This window comes from Pseudoxanthomonas winnipegensis, from assembly GCF_004283755.1.
Taxonomy (GTDB): Bacteria; Pseudomonadota; Gammaproteobacteria; order Xanthomonadales; family Xanthomonadaceae; genus Pseudoxanthomonas_A; species Pseudoxanthomonas_A winnipegensis.
The window spans coordinates 1-21,086 of record NZ_SHMH01000016.1 but is presented as its reverse complement, the minus strand read 5'-3'; the positions used below and the strand labels follow the sequence as shown (position 1 = coordinate 21,086).

Below are 21,086 nucleotides of genomic sequence, written 5' to 3'. Positions count from 1 at the left end.
ACTACATCGAGATGTTCTACAACCCGATTCGCCGGCATGGTTCCGCTGGCGGCATGTCACCGGTAGAGTTCGAAAAGCGCTACGCGCAGAGCGGCGACTGAGTGTCTATGGAACTCTGGTCGGTCCACTTCTCGATATTGGGCGGAGAACTGAGCAAGGTCGCGGCGTTGGCCATCAAGGCCGCGGCGATCTGGCCGTTCAGATGCGCCTGGCGACCTGCCTCATCGGCAAAGGCATCGAACACACCAAACGTCGAAGGGCCAAACTTCAATGCGAACCAGGCCGTGGTGCCGGACTCGGCGTTGGCGAGCGGCAGTGCGCTGGCCAGGAAGTCGGCAAGCGCAGCTTCCTGGCCGGGTTTAGCTTCGAGGCGAACAAACAGGGCGAGCTTGGTCATGCTGTATTCCTTTGGGTAAATGGAAAAGTGGGTAAAGGGATCGACGAGACTGCAGTCTGAGTCTTCATGACAGACATCTCTATTGGCAATAATGACAACATTGATATCATTGCTGCCATGAAACTCCACCTCCTTGTTTGTGATGGCGTGTTTGATCTGGGGCTTGCGGCGTTCACTGACACAGTGGGCTTAGCCAATGCGATGGCGGGCTCGCTGCCACAGGCTCCCGCGCACATAGAGCTCACGCTGGTGGGCGTGCGGCGTCGCATTCGAACTGCGCAAGGCTTGACGGTCCCCGTGGTCACTGCGCATGGTGTGCCCGAACCAGACGTCGTGCTCGTGCCGGCGTTTGGCGACAAGATGCCTGACACGCTCTCGGCTCGACTCACACGCCCCGATGTGCCCGACGCGGTCGCGGCGCTACAGCAGTGGTGCACCGCTGGCGCGCACCTTGGTGCCGCTTGCTCCGGTAGTTTCTTGCTTGCAGAGAGTGGCCTGCTTGATGGGCATCGTGCGACGACGTCATGGTGGCTAGGGCCGATGTTTCGGCAGCGCTATCCGAACGTCACTCTGGACGAGTCACGCATGATCGTGAACTCGACACGCTTCACCACCGCGGGTGCCGCTTTGGCCCACGTCGACTTGGCCTTGCGCATCATCCGAGGGCGCAGTCCGGCGCTGGCGGCCCTGGTGGCACGCTATCTGCTGGTCGAGACACGCAGTTCGCAAGCCGAGTTCGTGATTCCCGACCACCTTGCGCATGCCGACCCGATGGTGGAGCGCTTCGAGTGCTGGGCCAGACGTCGGCTCGCGCATGGGTTCTCGCTGGCCGAGGCGGCCAGCGCCGCGGGCACAAGCGAGCGCACCTTGGCGCGGCGGCTGCAAAGCGTTTTGGGAAAGACACCGCTGTCGTATTTCCAGGACCTGCGCGTGGAGCATGCCGTCCATCTCTTGCGCACCGGGAACGCCAGCGTCGACCAGGTCGCCGCACAGGTCGGGTACTCGGATGGGGTGACCCTGCGGGCCCTGTTGCGCCGCAAGCTGGGCCGGGGTGTCAGGGAGTTGCGACGCGGTGGATGACCAAAAGCGTTTGGTGCATGTACGGATGGAGACAGCCGCGAAACTGTCGGAAGCAAAGGCTTACCCACTTGCGTCTACTACATCGTGCGTTGGGTGCAAAAGCACCAGCCGTGCCAAAATAGTCTTTAGTGACCTTTCAAAGTTCAGTGACCTTTCAAAGATCAGAGTATTGGGAATACTGTTAGCTTTACCACTGTTTTCTGTTCACTAATCTGGGTTTTCATCCACATGCTATTCAATCCACTTCAAGTAGGCACCCTCACCCTGCCCAACCGTATCCTTCTGGCACCGCTGACCCGCACCCGTGCCGACGCTGGCCACATGCCCAACGCACTGATGGCCGAGTACTACAGCCAGCGAGCCACCGGCGGCCTGCTGATTTCCGAATGCACCATGGTGGCGCCCGGTACATCGGCCTTCGTCAATGAGCCTGGCATCTACAACGACGCGCAGATTGCAGCCTGGAGGCAGGTGACCGACGCGGTGCACGCCAAGGGCGGACGCATCTTCATGCAGATCTGGCACGCTGGCCGCGCAGCCTACCCTGGCGCTGCCGATGGCGCCCCCATTGTCTCCAGCAGCGCCACCGCTATTGAGGGTGAGATCCACACGCCCCAAGGCAAGGTGCCGCACGCGGTGCCCCGCCCCCTGACCGTCGAAGAGATTCCCGGCATCGTGGCTGCGTTTGCTCAAGGCGCACGCAACGCCATTTCCGCCGGCTTTGATGGTGTGGAAGTACACGGCGCCAACGGCTACCTGATTGACCAGTTTCTGCGCGACACGCCCAACCAGCGCACCGATGCTTACGGCGGATCGCTGGAAAACCGTGCACGTTTGCTGTTCGAGGTACTCACTGCCGTGACCCAGGCGATCGGTTCCGAACGTGTGGGTCTGCGCCTGTCGCCCCTCAACAGCTTCAACAGTATGAAAGACAGCGACCCGCTGGCCCTCATCGGCTTCGTGGCCGATAGGCTTAATGCCTTCAAGCTAGCCTACCTGCACGTGATGCGCGCCGATTTCTTCGGCGTGCAGAAGGCCGATGTCATGCCCGTAGCGCGTGAAAAGTACAAGGGTGTGTTGGTGGGCAATATGGGTTACAGCGCTGATGAGGCAGAGGCAGCTATTGCCGAAGGTAAGCTTGACGCTGTGGCCTTTGGCACCGCCTTCCTGGCTAACCCGGACCTGCCCGCACGCATCAGGGCCAAGGCACCGCTGAACGCGCCTGACTCCAACACGTTCTACGCAGGTGGCGCCAAGGGCTATACAGACTATCCGACACTGCAGGTCGCGTAAGTCACCGCCCCAGAAGACCGAAGAAACGAGCCACTTTATACCCAAGGCTCTGCCCTTCGATCTTGCGAAGCTGTGAATCGATGGCGTCTACCGAGTGTTGTGCGCCATCACGATCTTTAATTGATAAGTTGCCTCGGTTTGCTTCGCCGCCCGCCGAACTCGTACATCGTCTCCGGCTCAGGTAGTGCCGAGGCCGATTTGGGAGGGCGACAGCACCACCATCGTTTCACCGCCCGCAGCCCAGCCCGTGCCCGACGTCATGGAGGATTTGCTCGCGATGGTGGGCTTGGGTGATTCGGCCGGCGTTGGCCAGGATGCCGAGGAGTTCCTCCACACCCCCGCGCCAGCAACAGCCGCGACGTCCATTCCATCACCTGCACCCGCGCCTACGCCTGGGCCATCGGCAACGAAGCCATCCGGGGAACAGTTCATGGTTTGGCTGAAGCAGGGAATCGCCTCACGACGGTTCATCATCAACGACGCGAAGGCACTCGTGCATACGGTGAATGACACGGCCTACCTGGTCAGCCCGGGTGTGTTCCAACGCTATGCGCAGGAGCATCCCGAAGTGGCCGCACTCGCCAAGCAGGAGAATCAACAGGATTGGCAGTGGGTGCAGAAGCGCTTCGAGAAGCTGCAGCTACATCGAAAGCAGCCCAGGACTGAACACTTGGACCTGTGAAGTCACGGGCCCGAGGAAGTCCCGCCGACTGCATGGCTACCTCCTCGAAGATGGGTCCTTGGCACTCGCCGAAATACCGCCCAACAACCCCTATCTTGCTCTGACTCAGGAAGGATGACGCGATTCGGGCATTGATCGCCACCGTCGTGTGGCGACGATCAAGGCCCCGCGAAAATTGGCAACATTTGGCGAACTGAGCTACTCGGCCCGTGCCAACTCCTGTGCAAGGAACGGAGCGGTTCTGCTGCCAGGCGTTCGGGCCACCTGCTGAGGGGAGCCCCCCACCACGATGCTGCCGCCGGCAGCGCCTGCACCAGGCCCTACGTCGATCACCCAGTCGGCCTGCGCCACCGCGCGCATGTCGTGCTCGATCATCACCACGGTGTGGCCGGCATCGACCAGGCGCTGCAACTGGATCAGCAGCCGGTCGGCATCCGACACATGCAGCCCGGTGGTCGGCTCGTCGAGCACGTACAGGCTTCGGCCGCGCTGGCTGCGCTGAAGCTCGGTCGCCAGCTTGATGCGCTGCGCCTCGCCACCGGAAAGCTCGGTCGCCGGCTGTCCCAGGCGCAGATAGCCAAGTCCGATATCGCGCAGCAGTTGCAGTGGCCTTGCCACAGCGTCTTCACCCGCGAAAAATTCGCTGGCTTCGTCCACGGTCATCTGCAGCACCTCGGCGATGTTGCGCCCGTTCCATTGCACCTTCAGCGTGGCCTCGTTGTAGCGTGCGCCATGGCACGTCGGGCACGGCGCGTACACGCTGGGCATGAACAGCAGTTCCACGCTGACGAAGCCCTCGCCCTCGCAGGTCTCGCAGCGTCCCTTGGCGACGTTGAACGAGAAGCGCCCGGCGTCATAGCGGCGGCGTCGCGCATCGGGTGTGGCGGCGAACAGCTTGCGCACATGGTCGAACAGGCCGGTGTAGGTGGCCAGGTTGGATCGGGGCGTGCGCCCGATCGGCTTCTGATCGACCTGCACCATGCGCTGTATGGCGTCCACGTCGCCCGCCAGACGACCGCCAGTCGCTTCGATCACTGCCGGCCCTTCGCTGGTGGCGCTTTCGGCTACATCGTCTTCCGGCCCGTGGCCTAGGTGCAGCAGCACCAGCTCCGGCAGGGCCTGCGCGACAAGGCTGGACTTGCCCGAGCCGGAGATGCCGGTGACGGCCGTCAGCACGCCCAGCGGAATGCGCGCATTCACGCCATGCAGGTTGTGGCGGTGAATGTCCTGCAGCTCCAGCCAGCCGGTCGCTTCGCGTGCCCGGCTTCCCGGCGCGGGGATCTCATCGAACAGGTAGCGTGCAGTACGCGATTCGGCAATCTTGCGCAGGCCATCCGGCTCGCCGCTGTAGAGCACGCGGCCGCCACGCTCGCCGGCATCCGGCCCGACATCCACGAGCCATTGTGCACGGCGCATCAGGTCCAAGTCGTGCTCCACCACGAACACCGAGTTGCCGGCCTCGCGCAGACGGTCGAGCGCGTCGTACAGGGCTTGGCTGTCGGAGGGGTGCAGGCCCGCCGAGGGTTCGTCGAGTACGTACACGACACCGAACAGCATGGAACTCAATTGCGTCGCCAGCCGCAGGCGCTGCAACTCGCCGGCTGAAAGCGTCGGCGTGGCTCGGTCAAGCGTCAGGTAACCCAAACCCAGCCCACGCAGTTGACGCAGGCGCCATCACGCCACCGGCCAGGCGCTGCGCGGCGAGGCGCTTTTCTTCCGATAGCGCCGAGGTGCGGCGCACGTCGGGCGATACCGCATGGACGGCGCGGCCGGAGGCCGCGCGTTCGGCACGGTCGCGTCGGGTCGCTTCCTTGTCCGTAGCCGCCCCCGTTGCATGGGCGCGGAAATCGCCCTGGGCGATGGGTTCGAGCAAGGCCGCCAACTGGTCCAGCGGCACCTGCATGAACTCGCCGATGTCCACGCCGGCGAACGTGACCGACAGCGCCTCGGGCTTGAGCCGCTTGCCGTGGCAGGTGGGACACGGTTTGCCCTCCATGAACCGGGACACGCGCTTTCTCATCAGCGCGCTTTGGGTGTTGGCAAAGGTGTGCAGCACATACCGCCGGGCGCCGGTGAAGGTGCCCATGTAGCTCGGCTCCATCTTGCGCTTGAGCGCGGCGCGGGTCTCGGCAGGCGTGAAGCCGGCGTACACCGGCACCGTCGGTGTTTCCTCGGTGAACAGAATCCAGTCGCGATCCTTCTTCGGCAGGTCCTTCCACGGTCGGTCCACGTCGTAGCCCATGCTGACCAGGATGTCGCGCAGGTTCTGGCCTTGCCAGGCGGGGGGCCAGGAGGCGATCGCCCGCTCGCGGATGCTCAGGGAGGGATCGGGCACCATGATGGCCTCGGTCACCTCGTACACATGGCCCAGGCCGTGGCAGGTCGGGCACGCTCCCTGCGGCGTGTTGGGCGAAAAATCCTCGGCGTACAGCATGGGCTGGTTGGCTGGGTAGGCGCCGGCACGCGAATACATCATCCGCACCAGGCTGGACAAGGTGGTCACACTGCCCACAGAGGAACGCGCGTTGCTGGAGCCCCGCTGCTGTTGCAGCGCCACCGCCGGCGGCAGGCCGTCGATCGCATCGACGTCCGGCACGCCGGCCTGGTCGATCAGTCGCCGCGCATAGGGGGCTACCGACTCGAAGTAGCGCCGCTGGGCCTCGGCATAGATGGTGCCAAAGGCCAGCGAGGACTTCCCGGAGCCGGAGACACCCGAGAACACCACCAGCGCGTTACGCGGGATGGAGACGTCCACCTCCTTGAGGTTGTTCTCGCGCGCGCCACGCACCTGCACGAGGCCGCTGGCCGCAGCGGTACAAGAGGATTCACCGAAAGACTTGTTTGGCATGTTCTTATCTTGCAGTTCGTCCCGCTCAGGACGGGACTTCCTGAGTTCGGGTGCCGCGGCGGCTAGCTTCGAGCGCTGCGGTGACAGAGCGGGCGTCGTAGCTGCCGCGCAGGCGGCGACCCTCGACGAAGAACGTCGGCGTGGCGTGCGCACCGCTGGCGACCGCACTGGCGAGGTCGCGCTCGACACGCTCGATCACCGCAGGGCTGTCGAGATCCGCGATGAACCGATCGACGTCGAGCCCAAGCTCTGCGGCGTAGCCGATCAGATCCTCGCGCTCCAGCGCGTGCTGACGGGTGAACACGAAGTCCAGCCACGGCCAGAACATCCCCTGATTCGATGCCGCCTCGGACGCACGCGCGGCGATCGGCCCATGCGGGTGGTGCGGCAAGTGGCGCACCACATACCGCAGGTCGTCCCCGAAGTGGGCGCGCAGATCCTCCCAAGAACCGGTAGCGTGCGCACAGTACTCGCACTCGAAGTCCACGTACTCCACCAGCGTGAGCTGCGCGTCCTCTGGCCCGCGAATGTGATCGACCTCGGGATCGACCGGCGGCTCAAGCACCATCGGCAGATCGGCGGTCTCCTCACCCCACCTGCGAGCGGCAACCTTGAAGGTGAGCCACCCGAGCAACGTGGCGAGCATCATCGACACGAGCACGCCGACCGTCGCCTGGCGGCCCAGGTCGGAGGTCGTGCCGAACGCGAGCCCGATGATGAGCAGCGACACGGTGAACCCGATCCCGGACAGTGCCGCACCACCGAACACGCTCCCCATTCCGACACCCGCCGGCAGGCGCCCCAGGCCGAGGCGGACCGCAGCGAGAGTGATGAGCCCGATGCCCAGGAGCTTGCCGAGCACGAGCCCCGCGATGACGCCCCAGGTCACGGGCGAGCCGAAGGCCTCAGCGAGCAGCCCGCCACGCAGGTCCACCCCGGCGTTCGCCAAGGCGAACACCGGCACGATCAGCAGCGCTGTCGGCAGCCGCAGGTACTCGTGCAGCCGCTCGTTCACCGAGATACCCTGGGACAGCCCGCAGTCCACTGCGCGAGCCGATGCGGCACTCGGAGACTGCCAGAAGTCACGGAACAACTGTCTTGCCGCGACGACCTTGTGACGTTGCGTTGCGTAGGCGGGGATCAGCAGCCCCGCGGCCATCCCGGCGAGGGAGGCATGGATGCCGGAGTACACGGTCGCGAGCCACAGCACGATCACGATCAGCACATACGGCGTTGCCCGCCACTGGCGGGTGCGCCCTAGCAACCACAACCCGACGAGACTGGCGAGGGCGATCAGCAACGGGACGACCCGGATCTCCTCGCTATAGACGATGCCGATGATGGACACGGCGAGGAAGTCATCGACCACGGTCAGGGTGAGCAGGAACACGCGCAACTGACCGGATAGCCGCGGGCCGACGATCGCCAGGGTGCCCAGCATGAACGCCGTATCGGTACCGACCACCGCCCCCCACCCGTGCAGGCCCTCACCTCCGGCCAGCCCCACGATCAGGACATACACCAGCGCGGGAAGCACGACACCCGCGACCCCCGCGATCAGAGCGAGACGGGCACGGCTGCGGTCCCTGAGCGACCCGTGGGCGAATTCCTGACGCACCTCCAGGCCGATCAGGAAGAAGAAGACGACCATCAGGCCGTCGTTGACCCAGTGATGCAGATCCATGTGCAGGCCCAATGGCCCAAAGTTGAACCCGACGCCCAGGTGCCACAACCCGAAATAGGCATCGGATAGCGGCGAGTTCGCCCACAGGAGCGCCACAACCGTGACGATCACCAGCAGCACCGCAGCCCCAGACTCAGTGCGTAGATAGCGGGCAACTCGTCTCCGTCTGATATCCGCAGAGGATTCGCCGAAAGAAGAGGCTGGCATGTTCTTATCCTGTAGTTCGTGAGGTAGCGATCGGACGATTTCGGGGGGATGTCGGTCAAGCGTCCGGGCTTGGCGGCGTCGCGTCATCGAGCGAGCGCAGCCAAGTAAGCCTTTCTCCCAGCCTTCGCTCGACGCCCCTGTCCGTTGGCTGGTACCAGCCCAGCCGCGCCACGCCCTCGGGAAAATAGGTTTGCCCAGCGGCATAGCCGTTGGGCTCATCATGCGCGTAGCGGTAGCCTTCGTGATATCCCATCTGCCTCATCAGCTTCGTCGGCGCATTGCGAAGATGAAGTGGCGCTGGCTGGGACCGCTGCGCTTGACGAATGCCTTGGCCTGATCCCAGGCGGCATAGGCGGCATTCGACTTCCCGGTCGTTGCACAAGGGCGGGGCGTGCCCGCCCGTTGTGGCTCAACTTACTGCTTTCGCACCGGGGGCAGGGTCACCTTGTCCTCGGTTCCGCCACACATCGGGTGTTTGAAGCCATTGGCCTGCTCGGCCTTGTCGAGATAGACGATGTTGTCGTCCTTCGCGGGACTGACGCCGGCCGGCACGTAGTCCAGCGCGAGCGCGTGGCGGGTCTTCCACGCGATGTTGTGGTCCGCGCAAGAGGAATCGCCGCTGACGCCGAGCGCGCCCACCAGCGGATCCTTCGCCGTGCCGAAGTTCGCGGCAATGGCGGCGTAGGCTACCTGCGTATCGACCGGGTTGGAAAACTGCAGGCCGAACAGGCTGCCGCCAGGCTGCGTGGCCGAATAGAGGTTGGCGGTGGACAGCGCGAGGCCCGGCAGGCTGAAGGCATTCGCGGTGTTCGCTTTCTGCGCGGAGATCACGCGACTGCCGAGCCACTGGTCGCCGACCTTGGCACCGGTGTAGGCCACGGCGCAGACCGTGCCGTCGGTCGCCACGACGGTGCCCCACATGTCGAGGTTGAACCCACCGTTTGCGTCTTTGCGGGCGCTGCTGAGGGCTTGCTTGAAAGGAATTGCCGGTCACGAATGCCGGGCCTGCCGGAATGCCGGCGCCTTCTGGCCATCCCAATCGAGGTCGACGGCCACCTGGGCCTGCGCGCGGTGGCGTTCGAGCGCGTCGATGTCGAGATCGGCGATCGCCCACGTTTGCCCGCCGCGGGTCGTCGCGAGGATGCCGTCATCGGGAAAGCCGTGGTCCATCGGCGCGTAGATCGTGGCCTCGCCGGTATTCGTATCCAGAGCCGGACTCCAGTCGGCGGTCCCGGTGGTTACCGCCTGCGCTACGAACATCCGGTTCTCCAGTGCGCGCGCCATGCAGCCGACGCGCACCCGGGTCGCGCCCGCCTGCGTGTCCGTGCAGCTCGGCACCAACAGCAGACGGGCGCCGGCTTCGCGTTGGGCGCGCACGGGCAGGGGGAATTCGCTGTCGTAGCAGACAGCGATGCCGGCGCGCACGCCCGCCAAGTCGAATACCTTGAGTTCGTCGCCGCCCTCGATGACGCCAGCGTCCCGCTCGAATCCGGTCAACTGCAGCTTGTCCTGATAGCCGCGCGTGCCGTCCGGGGCGAACCACCATGCGCGGTTGCGATAGCGTCCCGGGGCGACTTCGGTCAGGAACGTGCCGGCCTGGATGACCAGGCGCAGCTCGCGCGACAGGTCGGCGTACAGCGCCAGCCACTCGGATTGCAGCGTTTGCAGCGCGGCCAGCGAAGCGTTCAAGTCGCGGCTGATTTCGGGCGCGAACGTTGACGCCAGTTCGAGCGACAGGTATTCGGGCAGCACGGCCAGTTCGACGCCGGCACCGCATGCTTCTCTCAGGATCTGGCGCTGGCGTGCGGCAAAGGCCTCGAAGTCGGCGGGGTTGCCAACCGCGTACTTGGCGACGGCGATCTTCATTGCCCGGCCTCCAGCGGACGCAGCCACATCGTCAGCGTCTGCTCGGATTCGTGCGCTTCGCCGAGTTGTTTCCACGGCAGGGTTACCTGCATGTCCGACTGCCGCCTGTACCCACGGCGGGTCCAGAACACGTCGTTGCCGCGATAATCGGCCGGCCGCCGTGGATCATCGCTTGCCCGATTCACCGATGCGAACGAGATCCAGCGGATGCCACCCAGCGAACGGGCATGCGCCTCACGCTCATCGAAGAAGCGATGCCCAAGGCCCTGTCCGCGGAACGCCGGGAGCAGGACGGATTCACCGCAGTAGAACACCTCCTCCACCGGGATGCCTCGGTCGAGGAACGGCGCCTGGAAGGCCGGTTCGGCTTCGCCTAGCGGCAATCCGGTGGATGCCCCCACCACCGCGTCGCCGGTGAGCACGAGCACCAGCACGCTGCCTGCCGAGCGGGCATAGGTGGCGAGGTAACGCTTCTCGTACTCGGCGTCGCCCTCGTAGAGGTAGGGAAAAGCGCGGAAGACCTCGGCGCGCAGGCGTGCCACGTCGTCGAACCACTCGACCATGTCGGCACCGCGGCGGACCAGCACGCGAATGTCACCCGCCATGTCAGCGGTTCCCGCCAACCTGGGCGATCCAGTCGTCCAGGTTGTAGTAGTTGGTGACGCGCGCGATTTTGCCGTCACGGACGTCGAAGAACGCGCCGCCCGGCAGCACGTAGCGCTGGCCTTCGGCTTCCGGCAGCCCCTCGTCGGTCACCTTGTACTCGCCGTGCACCACGTATTCGGCGCCCGCGCGCAGGCCGTCGGCGCTGACCATCAGCACGATGTCCCGCAACTGCTCGCCGTAACAGCGATCCATGCGTTGCAGGAAGGCGCGGAACGCATCGCGGCCGGTTTCGCGCGCTCCTTGGTTCAGGTCGTGGGCGACGTCATCGGTCAGCATCGACAACATGGCCTCGCGGTCGCCGCGATTGAAGGCGTCGTAGTAGGCGGCAATCAGATTCGAAGTGTTCATTCGGGTTCCGTGTGCGTGTGGGAGGATCCGGGGCATCCCGGAATGAGGACAAGTTTGGGAACCCGCTCAGGCTATGTATATGGAATTGTTGCGATTTCATAATTCCTCAATATGGAATAAAGTCGAACATCGCAACCGGCCGAGCAGACGCACTGTGAACAAGGAATTCGAGCTGCTACGTATCTTCCGAGTGACGGCAGAGAGCAGCAGTTTTCGTGATGCGGCTGTACGGCTGGGGACATCGCCCCAAGGCGTCACACGCGCTATCAAGCGCCTGGAGGAGTATTACGGCGAGGTATTGTTCCATCGAACCACACGGCAGGTGCGCATCACGGCTTTTGGCGAGGGCTTGCTGGAACAGGTGCGTCCTGCCCTGGAGCGCTTCGAAGACCTGTGGCGGATACCTGGTGCGGATCAGCAGGCTTCCCTGTCGGGCACGGTTCGGATCACCGCGCCACACAGCCTCGGCACCAGGGCAGTTCTACCCGCATTGGAGCGCGTTGCCGCGCGCCATCCCGGCATCACGCTGGACGTGCGCCTATCCGATCGCGTCAGCAACCCCGTTGACGAAGGAATCGACGTCGGGATCAGGGTCGGATTCATGCGCGACAGCCGCTTCGTTGCGCGAAAGGCGGCCGACATGCGGCTTCCGATCGTTGCGGCTCCGCGCCTGATCAAGAAAGTGGGCGTACCTGAAGGGATCGAATCGCTAGCAAGGTTGCCGGTTACAGCTGCCGTGGATATCAATACCGGCCGCCCTTGGCCTTGGCACTTCAAGGCGGGACACCAGTGGACGCCCACTTCGCCGGCCTTCATCGCAGATAACGCCGATATGGAAATGGGGGCGGCGTTGGCCGGGATTGCCTTCGCTCAACTGGCCGACTACATGGCGGCTCCCTACATCGCCAGCGGAAAGCTCGTGCAGGTACTGGAGCAGGAGGGACCTCCTGCATGGGGGTTGTACGTCTACCGGCCTCAGCGCGGGCCCGTATCAGGCAGGGTTCGGGTGGTGTTTGATGAGTTGCGCGCCGCGGTTGGATCGCTACCTGTTTTGCGCTAACACACAATCAAAGCGCCCAAGGAATGAGTTGGTGCGGAGACAACAGACAGAATGTCCGCTTCTGGCCGCTCCCCGACCCTCTACGGTCGAGGAGCGAGCCCTATGGCTTCAGACATCCGTCTGCTCGGCGATCTCCAGGGCGTCATCGACCTCTATACCTAGGTAACGCACGGTGCTCTCTAGCTTCGTATGCCCAAGCAATAGCTGAACCGCCCTGAGGTTTCGCGTCCGGCGATAGATCAACGAAGCTTTGGTCCTGCGCATCGTGTGCGTGCCGTAGGAACCCGACTCGAGGCCAGCATCTTCTACCCAGCGATGGACGATGCGGGCGTACTGCCTCGTCGACAGGTGGGGCGAGACAGAAATACGGCTTCTAAATAGAAAATCCGACTGCTTGAGCTCAGCGTGGGTGATCCAAGCCTGCACGGCCTCGCGAGTCGATTGGGTGATCTCGAACTGGACGGGTCGGCCGGTCTTCTGCTGCATCACGATGGCGCGGGATGCCATTTGACCGCTATGGGAAACATCCGATACCCGCAGCTTCACCAAGTCGCAGGCGCGTAGCTTGGAATCGATCGCCAGGTTGAAGAGGGCGAGGTCACGGACCTTGTGGCCGAGCTGAAGGCGAATGCGAATAGCCCAGATGTCTTTCAGCTTGAGCGGTGCCTTCTGCCCGATCAGCTTGCCCTTGTTCCAGGGCTCGTGGTGCTGAGATGTGTGAAGAATTGCCATGCCCAACTCCTGATGAAGGGTTGGTCAGGCTTCTCCTACACCCAGAAGCAAGGCGTGATGCGACCCGAAGCGGACCTCGGGACATTGCACGGTTAGTCACTAGGCAGAGGCTGCTTGGCACGTTCAGCGAGTCATTTGGCGCAAGTCGCTAGTTTCATGGCGCGTGATGCCGCCCAAAGTGGCGTCACATTCCCAACGGGCGCAGCCCAAGGTTCCAGCCATGAGCATCATCCTCGTCACCGGCGCATCGTCCGGCATCGGCAAGGCCACCGCGCGGAAATTGCTGCAGCAGGGGCATACGGTCTACGTCGCGGCGCGACGCGTGGAGGCCATGCAGGATCTACAGGCGCAAGGCGCCATCCCACTACGCATGGACATCACGCAGGAGGCGGACGTGGCGGCCGTGGTCGAACGCATCCAGAAGGAGAACGGCGCATTGGATGTCCTAGTCAACAATGCCGGTTACGCCATCTATGGTTCGGTCGAAGAGACTTCGATCGACGATGCGCGCGCGCAGTTCGAGGTCAATCTCTTCGGCCTGGCACGCCTCACCCAGTTGCTGATTCCGGCAATGCGTGAGCGCGGGCGCGGCACCATCGTCAACATCTCCTCGATGGGCGGCAAGATCTACACCCCGCTGGGCGCCTGGTACCACGCCACCAAGCGTGCGGTAGAGGGTTGGAGCGATGCGCTTCGGATCGAGCTGAAGGCGTTCGGCATCGATGTGGTGGTGATCGAGCCCGGCATCATTGCCACCGAGTTCGGTGACGTGATGACCCAGCCGATGCTGGATCGCTCCGGCCATGGCCCGTACGGCAAGCTGGCGCATGCCATCGCCGGGTCCAAGTCGCCGATGTCGCAACCGAACGTGGTGGCAGACGCCATTGCCCGCGCAGTGCAGGCGCGCCGCCCGAAGACGCGTTACGTGGCCGGCAATCTGGCGCGGCCGCTGATGTTCGTGCGCAAATACTTCGGCGACCGCGTCTATGATCGCCTGATCATGAGCCAGTTCCGCTGACATGCCCCGCAACAACACCTTTCCTGTCGATCCCGGTTGGCGTCCGCTGCTGAAGGATCTGGGTATCCGTAGCGATACCCTGTTGCGGCGCGCGGGCTTGCCGGAGGAATTGCTGGCACGTCCCAACAACGGTCTGACCACGGCGGAGTACTTCCGTTTCTGGGAGGCCCTGCAGGCGGAGGCAGGCGATCCGCTGCTTCCCTTGCGCTTGGTGGAGGCGATCCAGGCCGAGTCGTTCATCCCGCCGATCTTCGCTGCACTGTGCAGCGCGAACATGCTGCAAGCAGGGCAGCGGTTGTCCACCTACAAGAAGCTGATTGCGCCGATGACATTGGCAGTGGACGTGGGTCGCGACGGCGCGCTGACACTGACGCCGCACTGGCTGGAGGCGCAGGCACAGGTACCGTTCGTGGTCATGGCCAGCGAGCTTGCATTCTTACTTCGGCTCGCGCGACTGGCCACGCGCGAGCCCGTCGCGGCGCTGCGCGTGACCATGCCGCAATTGCCCGCCCGTGCGCAGGCGAAAGCCTATGCGAAGTTCTTCGGTGTGGCCCCTAGGGAAGGCGATGCCGCGAGCATTGGCTTCACGGCCATCGATGCGAAGCGACCATTCCTCACTGCCAATGACGCGATGTGGCAGGTGTTCGAGCCCGAATTGCGCAAGCGCTTGGGCGAGCTGGACGCGAATGCCAACACCGCGGAGCGTGTTCGTTCCGCGCTGCTCGAACTCCTTCCGGGTGGTCAATCGGGAATCGAAGCGGTCGCCGCGCGCCTTTCGATGAGCAAGCGGACACTACAACGGCGGCTCGAGATCGAACGCCAACGCATCAGCACGGTCATCGGTAAGTACGCTGTCAACCGTCGGGCGGTCGCGATTGTTGCCATGCTCGGGTTGCTGGCGCTCCTGCTTTCGGATCGGAGTTGGTTGCACGGCGTTGCGGCAGGCCTGCTTACCTTGGTCATCGCGCAAGTCCTGGTCGACCACTATTCGCAAGAGCGAGCCGAAGCCTATTTAATGGCTATGTCCAGTCCGGATAAGTCCCGTGTCGAAACTCGATAGAGGCGTCCGCTTCTAGCCGTCAGGCGCTAAGCGACCCGTACCGGACGCTGAGTTTTTTGGCTTTGATCGGCACGGTTCGCGAGATCTCGCCGCTGGTGTACGCCATTCAGCCTGGAATGCGCAGCGTGACCGTACCCGCCGCATCCACCGAGGTGAAGCGATCGACGGCGCGAACTGCGCCGGAATCCACCAGCGCCTGCAATAGATAGGGCATCGCCGCCGTCGTCACCGGGGCGGCGGTGTGCCGCAATTCGATACCGATCGCAGGCCAGATGGCCGAGACATAGGACACCTCCCACTCGTCGCTCTCCCCCAGCTCGAAACTGGACCCGACTACTCCGATGACGTGACCCTCGCTCGAGAAAACCGGCCCGCCACTCATTCCACTCTTAGTTGCAGCGCTCGCCTCGAAACACGGGTACGGGAGCATGACGCGGTCTCGGCTGCGCTCGTGGATCGCGGCGATGGTTCCAAAGGACTCGTGGGGATTGAGGCCGACCTTCGCATGGCCCTGCTCATCCAGGCGATGCGTGGAATGCGGATAGCCGAGCGCGTTGATCGCCTGGTCGACCCTCGCCTGCGCGAGCGACAGGGTTGGCAGTTCCCACGCGAAGTCCGCCGGCAGTTCGGCCGGCTCGCGCAGCTCAACCCACAGGGCCACCACGTCGATGGTAGGTGTATATCCGTAGCCCATCACGGCCCACTTCATCTGGCCGTGTCGTGGATGCTGGATCGAAAAGTCCACGCCGAACTTCATGTCCCCGACGATCTCGTGGATGCGGCAGCCGTGGAACTGCTCGGAGACCTCGTCGATGACATGGCGCGCCGTCAGTACGAGGAACGGCGCGACGAAGAAGCCAGACCCCAAGGGCAGCAGGCTGTGGCCAACGGTATCCGACGCATCGCCGGCGACTAGCACACCCGTGTAGTGGAGCCGGGAATCGTCCGGCCTGATAGGTTGGTAGGAACTCATCGAGGTCGTCTTCTGGGGTCCACTGGCTAAATGTAGTGATTGAACGGCAACGTCGGCTCGGCGTGCAACGGTGTGGCGACCAGATCCCGATCGAGGGGGATAGGAAATTTCTCGCACTCGATGGCGTGCCATCCCGACAGACGCCGCGGGTAGATGCTGGGAATCGGTCTCGCTCCGGAAGACCGTCGCTCCGCTCACTGCCGCTCAGCCTGAGACAGCGATCTGCCCTCGAGCAACGCCGGCCTATTAGGGCATCCCTTGCTCCCGACATTCGGAAAAGTCGGGCATACTGACGCCGACTGCGGGGAGTCGTCGCCATGGATGAACTTGGGATTGATTTCGTGGACGCCGTGCCATGGTTCGCACACGCGCAGGACCAGCCGTACGTCCTGATCCATGTCAGCCCGGCGAGTGTCACGCAACTGGAGGAAAGCATTGGCGTGCCACTAAGGCGTTGCCACATCACCGACGCCGATCTTGATGCCGCCGCGCAGCGACCAGGCGTGACGCGTGCCGAGATCGTCCACTCCAAGCTCCCCGACGCCGGGGCGACCATGTCCGGCGATTTCGGCGAGGTGCTCGGCTACTTCTATCAGGCGGCCCGCGAACTTCCGGCCACCGCCATCGGCCCGAAGAAGTGGCGCCTGAAGCAGGACCGGACCAAGCCGGCACCCAAGTCGGACGTGGTGCATTTCGTGATGCCGAACCGTCCGCATCCCAGTGAGGCGGACGCGATCCTATGTGCCGAGGTCAAGGCCAAGGCCACTGCCGGCGCGTCCACCCCTATCGCGGATGCCATTGCCGACTGCAAGAAGGATCGAACCAGCCGCCTGGCCAGCACGCTGGTGTGGTTTCGCGAGCGGGCCCTGACCACGGACCTCGGAGATGTCGACCTGCCGTTGCTGGATCGATTCATCCAAGCCGTGGACAGCCCGCCGGTCGCCAAACGTTTCCGCGCGGTGGCTGTCATCTGCAACGCGCTGTTGACCAACGAGCTGGTTGCGGCGCCGAGCGTGGCCGATCCGGAGTTCACCCTCGTCGTGATCGGCGTGCCAAACCTGCAGCAGACGTACACGGCGGCATTCGCTGCCGCGCAGGCCTCGGCCTAGTCATGCGCCCGTCCCTGCAGCGGTGGATCAACAATGCCGGTACGGCCCGGCACTTGCGTTACTTCCAGTTCGCGCAACTACCGATCGAGCTGGGGGCCATCGACCATCGCCTCGATGATTACTACATATCGCTGGTCGGGGAACTATTCGCGAACCTGCACCAACCCCAAGTCGCGCCTGCGGACTGGGCGCAGCTGGGCAATGCGTTCCTGCAGTTCTCAGTCGAGATGAGCGAGGACCAATTAGGTGATCGGGGAATTTCCCGCGAGGACGCGACGTTGTTCGCCGCGGCGGCTTTCTATTTCGGCGACTTCCCGGCATCGGCGTGCCTAGCGATGCGGCGCTCTGCACGACCGGCCAATCCGGCCAGCCTGCGCGCTGCCTGCTACGACTTTCTGGCGCGACCGGGGACGTTGCAGTCCGATTTTTCGCGTGCGGTCCAGGACGAGCTCAAAGCTGGCGACCTTGATCGCATTGCGTTGCGGGGTGCGGCACTGCGGGAGCGAGAGGCCCGCGCCCTAGAAGAGGGCCCCGAGGTTTGGATCGTGGCGCGGCTGCTGCGCGGCCTGCTCGAGCGTTTCCAGCAGACCAACTTGCGTGCGGTCCTGCCGCAAGGCACCACCCCGTTGTGGACGCCGCTGGTGCGTTCGCTGGTCGACCGACAGCCCTCGAGTTGGGAGTTCTTTCCCTCGCAGATCCAGGCCATTCACGGCGGGTTGCTGACCAACGCGAACAGCTATGCGATGCAGATGCCAACCGGCGCCGGCAAGACGACGCTGTGCGAGACCCTGCTCTACTGGCACCTGAGCGCTCATCCCAATGATGTCGCGGTGCTGCTCGTGCCCTTCCGCTCCCTCGCTTCGGAACTGAAAGGAACCCTCGTCACCCGCTTGAACGCGATGGGCTTGCCTGCGCGTTGCGCGTACGGTGGCACGGTGCCCTCGGGCGACGAAGTCCACGGCCTGGACCAGATCCGGGCCATGGTGGCGACGCCCGAGTCGTTGTCGGGAATCCTCAGCGCCGAGCCGACCTTCGCCCAGCGCATTTCATTGGTGATCTGCGACGAGGGCCACTTGTTGGACAGCGATGCGCGGGGCATCGGGCTCGAGTTGCTGCTAGCGCGCATGAAATCACGTGCCGGAGCCGCACCGCGCTTCGTCTTCGTGTCCGCCATCGTGCCCAACATTGAGGAAATCAATGCGTGGCTCGGCGGCACCGACCAGACGGTCATTCGAAGCGCATATCGCCCTGCGACGGCCGAGTTCGCCGTGCTTCAGCCGCTGGGCACCGGGGCGGCCGCGACTATTCGCTTGGCCATGCACCCGCACGAAGCGCCCGAGCGGCGTTTCACCCTCGATCGCTTCCTTGATCGCAACAGCTTTACCTTCACCAATCCACTCACACGGCGCCAGAACACCTACGGCTTCGCCTCCGTCAAGACGCAGGCCGTCGCCGCCGCCCGAAAGCTCCTGCCGATGGGGACTACCGCGATCTTCGCCGCCAACAAGCGAGGCGATCAGGGAGCCGAGGGCCTCGCGAGAGAACTCGTAAACCAATTGGCGCAACCGCTGCCGTTGCCAGCGCCCATGGACTATGCGCAACCCGGGGCCTTGCCACCGTGCATCGCTTACCTAGAGCCGAGTACGGGACCGCGTGGATCGGCACGCAAGCCGTGCGCCACAGTGCAGTGCTTCATCACGGCGACATTCCGCAAGAGACGCGCGAAGTCCTAGAGGCGTTGATCCGGGACAATGCTGTTCGTCTGGTGATCTGCACCAGCACCCTGGCCGAGGGCGTCAACCTGCCCATCCGGAGTCTGGTCCTGTACTCGGTGCAGCGTCGCAGACCCGGTAGGCAGCAGCCCGAAGCTATGCTCGCGCGGGACATCAAGAATCTGGTTGGCCGCGCCGGCCGTGCGGGCGTGAACACCAAGGGCTTGGTGATCTGTGCCAACCCCGGCCAATGGGGCCTGGTGCTGCCGGTCGCGGTGCAAGGCGCCGGTGAGCCCGTGCGTGGCTCGTTGGTGAGCCTGGTTCGCCAATTGAGCAACTTCCTCGCACGCCAGGGAATGGCGCTGAGCAACGAGTTCCTCGAGGGCGTCGGCGCCGTGTACCCCGTCGTGGACGGCGTCGACTCGACCTTGATCGACCTCATTTCCGAGGAGGTGGGAGAAGAACTGTTCGTCGCACGCGCTCGGGAACTCGCCGAGCAGACCTTTGCGGCTAGGCAGTTGGAACCCGCCCACACGGAGTTGCTGCGCGATGTCTTCGAGCTACGGGCTCGCCGGCTCATTGGCTTGCGACCTACCGGCCAGTTGGCATGGGTGCGCGAGACGGGCGCGAAGGTGCGTATGCTCGCATCGGTATCGGCCGGGCTGTGGCCGGCTCGGCCGAATTGGCAGGATCCGGTCGATGTCCTGGATGATGGATTGCGCACGGTCATCCTAGAATGGGCCTGGACGCACGACGAACTGCAGCACGCGGTGCTGCAGGTGTTTCGTGTCGAGGCAGATCAGGCGGAGGTCGCGAAGCTGCGATTCTTCGAGATCGTCCGACGCTGGATGTCGGGAGAGCCGTTCGTCGAGATCGGTCAACGGCTCCAGATCGACATGGACGACTTGCTGGCCCTCCACACGCGAGCAATCACCTACATCCTGCAAACGCTGGTGGAGCAGGGCCTGAGCCTGCTGGCGCGCCGCCTGCAGGCTGATGACCTGGAAATCGCGGCGGGCGTGTCGAACTTCACGCAACATCTGCGCTTTGGTGCGCCGAATGTCGCTGCGCGATTGCTCGCGGAGTTGGGCGTGCGTCACCGTCGAGCCTACGTGGCGCTGGGCAACGCCATCACTCAACCCGCGCCGCCGCCGGATCTCACGAACATCAAGGCCAACACGCGCGACGGGCTTCGCCAGCATGAAGCCGCGTGGCGCGCCTATTTGGGCGACCTGGTCTACGCCAACACGCTCAAGGACCTGGCCTGAGCCGAGTGATTCGGCTCAGGCCCTTACGGGCACGGGTCACTTTCGTGCGGAAGTCCGTCACGGTCTCGAGCCACTTCGCGTACTGCACCAGAAATGCGTCGGCGGTCTCGCGGCCCGTCGCGGTGCGGTGCACGAGGGCCTCGGGACTGAAGTCCAACAGATCGCCCACGCTTCCGGCAGCAGGATCTTGACTGCCTGGGGAACTGCCGCGCCACGACACGCGCATGAGCGTGGAAGGACTCTGGCTTTGCCTGCCCATCGATCTGAATGGCCGCTTGTGGCCGCTCCTCGAGCTCAGAGGCTCGAGGAGCGGGCCTTATGGATTCAGACATCCGTCTGCTCGGCTATCTCTAGGGCGTCATCGACCTCGATGCCCAGGTAGCGAACGGTGCTTTCTAGCTTCGTATGCCCCAGCAATAGCTGGACCGCCCTGAGGTTTCGCGTCCGCCGGTAGATCAGCGATGCCTTGGTCCTGCGCATAGTGTGCGTGCCGTAAGAGCCCGACTCGAGGCCAGCATCTTCCACCCAGCGATGGACAATCCTGGCGTACTGCCTCGTCGAAAGGTGAGGTGAGTCCGACACTCGGCTGGTGAACACGAAATCCGAGGCCTTGAGATTGGCGTGGATGATCCAAGCATACACAGCCTCGCGAGTCGATTGGGTGATCTCGAACTGGACAGGGCGGCCGGTCTTCTGTTGCATCACGATGGCGCGGGATGCCATTTGCCCACCATGAGTGACATCTGATACCCGAAGCTTCACCAGGTCACAGGCACGGAGCTTGGAGTCAATCGCTAGATTGAATAGGGCGAGATCTCGGACCTTGCGGCCAAGCTGAAGTCTGATCCGGATGGCCCAGATATCTTTCAGCTTGAGCGGAGCCTTCTGTCCGATCAGCTTTCCCTTGTTCCAAGGCTCGTGGGGCTGAGATGTGTGAAGAATTGCCATGACCTACTTGGACCGGCCAGCCTTTCGTAGACATCCGGTTGCCATAATTGATGGCAATGACCGAGGTGTTTATGGGCAACAGCAAGCAGTACACGGATGAGTTCCAGGCCGAAGCGGTGAAGCAGGTGATCGAGC

General features: G+C 63.8%; 18 protein-coding genes and 3 pseudogenes. 10 read left to right on the top strand and 11 right to left on the bottom strand.

What is annotated here, in order from left to right:
• Positions 1 to 79: 79 nt before the first annotated feature.
• Positions 80 to 397, bottom strand: coding sequence for a putative quinol monooxygenase (locus tag EAT51_RS20100; RefSeq protein WP_130561967.1), 318 nt, complete (start codon positions 395 to 397; stop codon positions 80 to 82).
• 66 nt (positions 398 to 463) lie between these two features.
• On the opposite strand from EAT51_RS20100, the pseudogene EAT51_RS20950 reads away from it, so the two are divergent.
• The 4 genes and pseudogenes from EAT51_RS20950 to EAT51_RS20710 form a co-directional block, all read left to right on the top strand.
• Positions 464 to 1,045, top strand: a pseudogene (locus EAT51_RS20950) (type 1 glutamine amidotransferase family protein); the annotation flags it as partial.
• 123 nt (positions 1,046 to 1,168) lie between these two features.
• Positions 1,169 to 1,477, top strand: a complete 309-nt coding sequence (locus EAT51_RS20945; protein WP_425478213.1) for a helix-turn-helix domain-containing protein — start codon at positions 1,169 to 1,171, stop codon at positions 1,475 to 1,477.
• 228 nt (positions 1,478 to 1,705) lie between these two features.
• The gene (locus EAT51_RS20090; RefSeq protein ID WP_130518433.1) at positions 1,706 to 2,770 is read left to right on the top strand and encodes an alkene reductase; all 1,065 of its coding nucleotides are present in this window, start codon (positions 1,706 to 1,708) and stop codon (positions 2,768 to 2,770) included.
• A gap of 259 nt (positions 2,771 to 3,029) precedes the next feature.
• A pseudogene (locus EAT51_RS20710) lies at positions 3,030 to 3,570 on the top strand (conjugal transfer nickase/helicase domain-containing protein).
• Positions 3,571 to 3,650: 80 nt separating this feature from the next.
• Here EAT51_RS20710 and EAT51_RS20080 read toward each other — a convergent pair.
• The 7 genes and pseudogenes from EAT51_RS20080 to EAT51_RS20050 all read right to left on the bottom strand — a co-directional run bounded on the left by EAT51_RS20080 (position 3,651) and on the right by EAT51_RS20050 (position 11,071).
• Positions 3,651 to 6,300, bottom strand: a pseudogene (locus EAT51_RS20080) (excinuclease ABC subunit UvrA).
• Positions 6,301 to 6,325: 25 nt separating this feature from the next.
• Positions 6,326 to 8,191, bottom strand: a complete 1,866-nt coding sequence (nhaA, locus tag EAT51_RS20075; protein ID WP_130518435.1) for a Na+/H+ antiporter NhaA — start codon at positions 8,189 to 8,191, stop codon at positions 6,326 to 6,328.
• A 55-nt stretch (positions 8,192 to 8,246) separates the two neighbouring features.
• Complete coding sequence (locus EAT51_RS20070; protein ID WP_323052895.1) at positions 8,247 to 8,453, bottom strand: AAA family ATPase; 207 nt, start codon at positions 8,451 to 8,453, stop codon at positions 8,247 to 8,249.
• Between the two features lie 152 nt (positions 8,454 to 8,605).
• The gene (locus tag EAT51_RS20065) at positions 8,606 to 9,112 is read right to left on the bottom strand and encodes a heme-binding protein (RefSeq protein WP_205953548.1); all 507 of its coding nucleotides are present in this window, start codon (positions 9,110 to 9,112) and stop codon (positions 8,606 to 8,608) included.
• A gap of 69 nt (positions 9,113 to 9,181) precedes the next feature.
• The gene (locus EAT51_RS20060; protein ID WP_130518437.1) at positions 9,182 to 10,057 is read right to left on the bottom strand and encodes a carbon-nitrogen hydrolase family protein; all 876 of its coding nucleotides are present in this window, start codon (positions 10,055 to 10,057) and stop codon (positions 9,182 to 9,184) included.
• The gene (locus tag EAT51_RS20055; RefSeq protein WP_130518439.1) at positions 10,054 to 10,662 is read right to left on the bottom strand and encodes a GNAT family N-acetyltransferase; all 609 of its coding nucleotides are present in this window, start codon (positions 10,660 to 10,662) and stop codon (positions 10,054 to 10,056) included. Before EAT51_RS20055 ends, EAT51_RS20060 begins: the two co-directional genes overlap by 4 nt.
• A gap of 1 nt (position 10,663) precedes the next feature.
• Positions 10,664 to 11,071, bottom strand: coding sequence for a ketosteroid isomerase-related protein (locus tag EAT51_RS20050; protein WP_130518441.1), 408 nt, complete (start codon positions 11,069 to 11,071; stop codon positions 10,664 to 10,666).
• Between the two features lie 154 nt (positions 11,072 to 11,225).
• Between EAT51_RS20050 and EAT51_RS20045 the strand changes: the two genes are divergently transcribed.
• Positions 11,226 to 12,131 (top strand): LysR family transcriptional regulator, encoded by a 906-nt coding sequence (locus tag EAT51_RS20045; protein WP_130518443.1) that lies wholly within the window; start codon positions 11,226 to 11,228, stop codon positions 12,129 to 12,131.
• A 108-nt stretch (positions 12,132 to 12,239) separates the two neighbouring features.
• Here EAT51_RS20045 and EAT51_RS20040 read toward each other — a convergent pair whose 3' ends face one another.
• A complete protein-coding gene (locus EAT51_RS20040; protein WP_130518445.1) occupies positions 12,240 to 12,863 on the bottom strand; it encodes a tyrosine-type recombinase/integrase in 624 nt (207 codons plus the stop codon).
• Between the two features lie 220 nt (positions 12,864 to 13,083).
• Here EAT51_RS20040 and EAT51_RS20035 point away from each other — a divergent pair, with 220 nt between their 5' ends.
• Together EAT51_RS20035 and EAT51_RS20030 are read left to right on the top strand one after the other, a co-directional pair.
• Positions 13,084 to 13,881 carry an oxidoreductase gene (locus EAT51_RS20035; RefSeq protein WP_130561966.1) on the top strand — a complete coding sequence of 266 codons (798 nt, stop codon included), beginning with the start codon at positions 13,084 to 13,086 and terminating at the stop codon, positions 13,879 to 13,881.
• 1 nt (position 13,882) lies between these two features.
• Positions 13,883 to 14,941: an AraC family transcriptional regulator ligand-binding domain-containing protein gene (locus EAT51_RS20030; protein WP_130518449.1), complete on the top strand. Its 1,059-nt coding sequence runs from the start codon at positions 13,883 to 13,885 to the stop codon at positions 14,939 to 14,941.
• Positions 14,942 to 15,047: 106 nt separating this feature from the next.
• Here EAT51_RS20030 and EAT51_RS20025 read toward each other — a convergent pair whose 3' ends face one another.
• On the bottom strand, positions 15,048 to 15,914 hold the full coding sequence (locus EAT51_RS20025; RefSeq protein ID WP_165421931.1) for a S1 family peptidase: 867 nt from the start codon (positions 15,912 to 15,914) through the stop codon (positions 15,048 to 15,050).
• 317 nt (positions 15,915 to 16,231) lie between these two features.
• Here EAT51_RS20025 and EAT51_RS20020 point away from each other — a divergent pair, with 317 nt between their 5' ends.
• From EAT51_RS20020 to EAT51_RS20480, 3 genes are read left to right on the top strand one after another with little or no spacing between them, the layout of a single operon-like run.
• A complete protein-coding gene (locus EAT51_RS20020) occupies positions 16,232 to 17,023 on the top strand; it encodes a Hachiman antiphage defense system protein HamA (protein ID WP_130518453.1) in 792 nt (263 codons plus the stop codon).
• Positions 17,024 to 17,025: 2 nt separating this feature from the next.
• Positions 17,026 to 18,756: a DEAD/DEAH box helicase gene (locus EAT51_RS20485; protein ID WP_205953549.1), complete on the top strand. Its 1,731-nt coding sequence runs from the start codon at positions 17,026 to 17,028 to the stop codon at positions 18,754 to 18,756.
• Positions 18,711 to 20,003, top strand: a complete 1,293-nt coding sequence (locus EAT51_RS20480) for a helicase-related protein (RefSeq protein ID WP_205953551.1) — start codon at positions 18,711 to 18,713, stop codon at positions 20,001 to 20,003. The genes EAT51_RS20485 and EAT51_RS20480 overlap by 46 nt, the downstream gene beginning before the upstream one ends.
• Positions 20,004 to 20,327: 324 nt before the next feature.
• Here EAT51_RS20480 and EAT51_RS20010 read toward each other — a convergent pair whose 3' ends face one another.
• On the bottom strand, positions 20,328 to 20,951 hold the full coding sequence (locus tag EAT51_RS20010; RefSeq protein WP_130518455.1) for a tyrosine-type recombinase/integrase: 624 nt from the start codon (positions 20,949 to 20,951) through the stop codon (positions 20,328 to 20,330).
• Positions 20,952 to 21,086 lie beyond the last annotated feature (135 nt).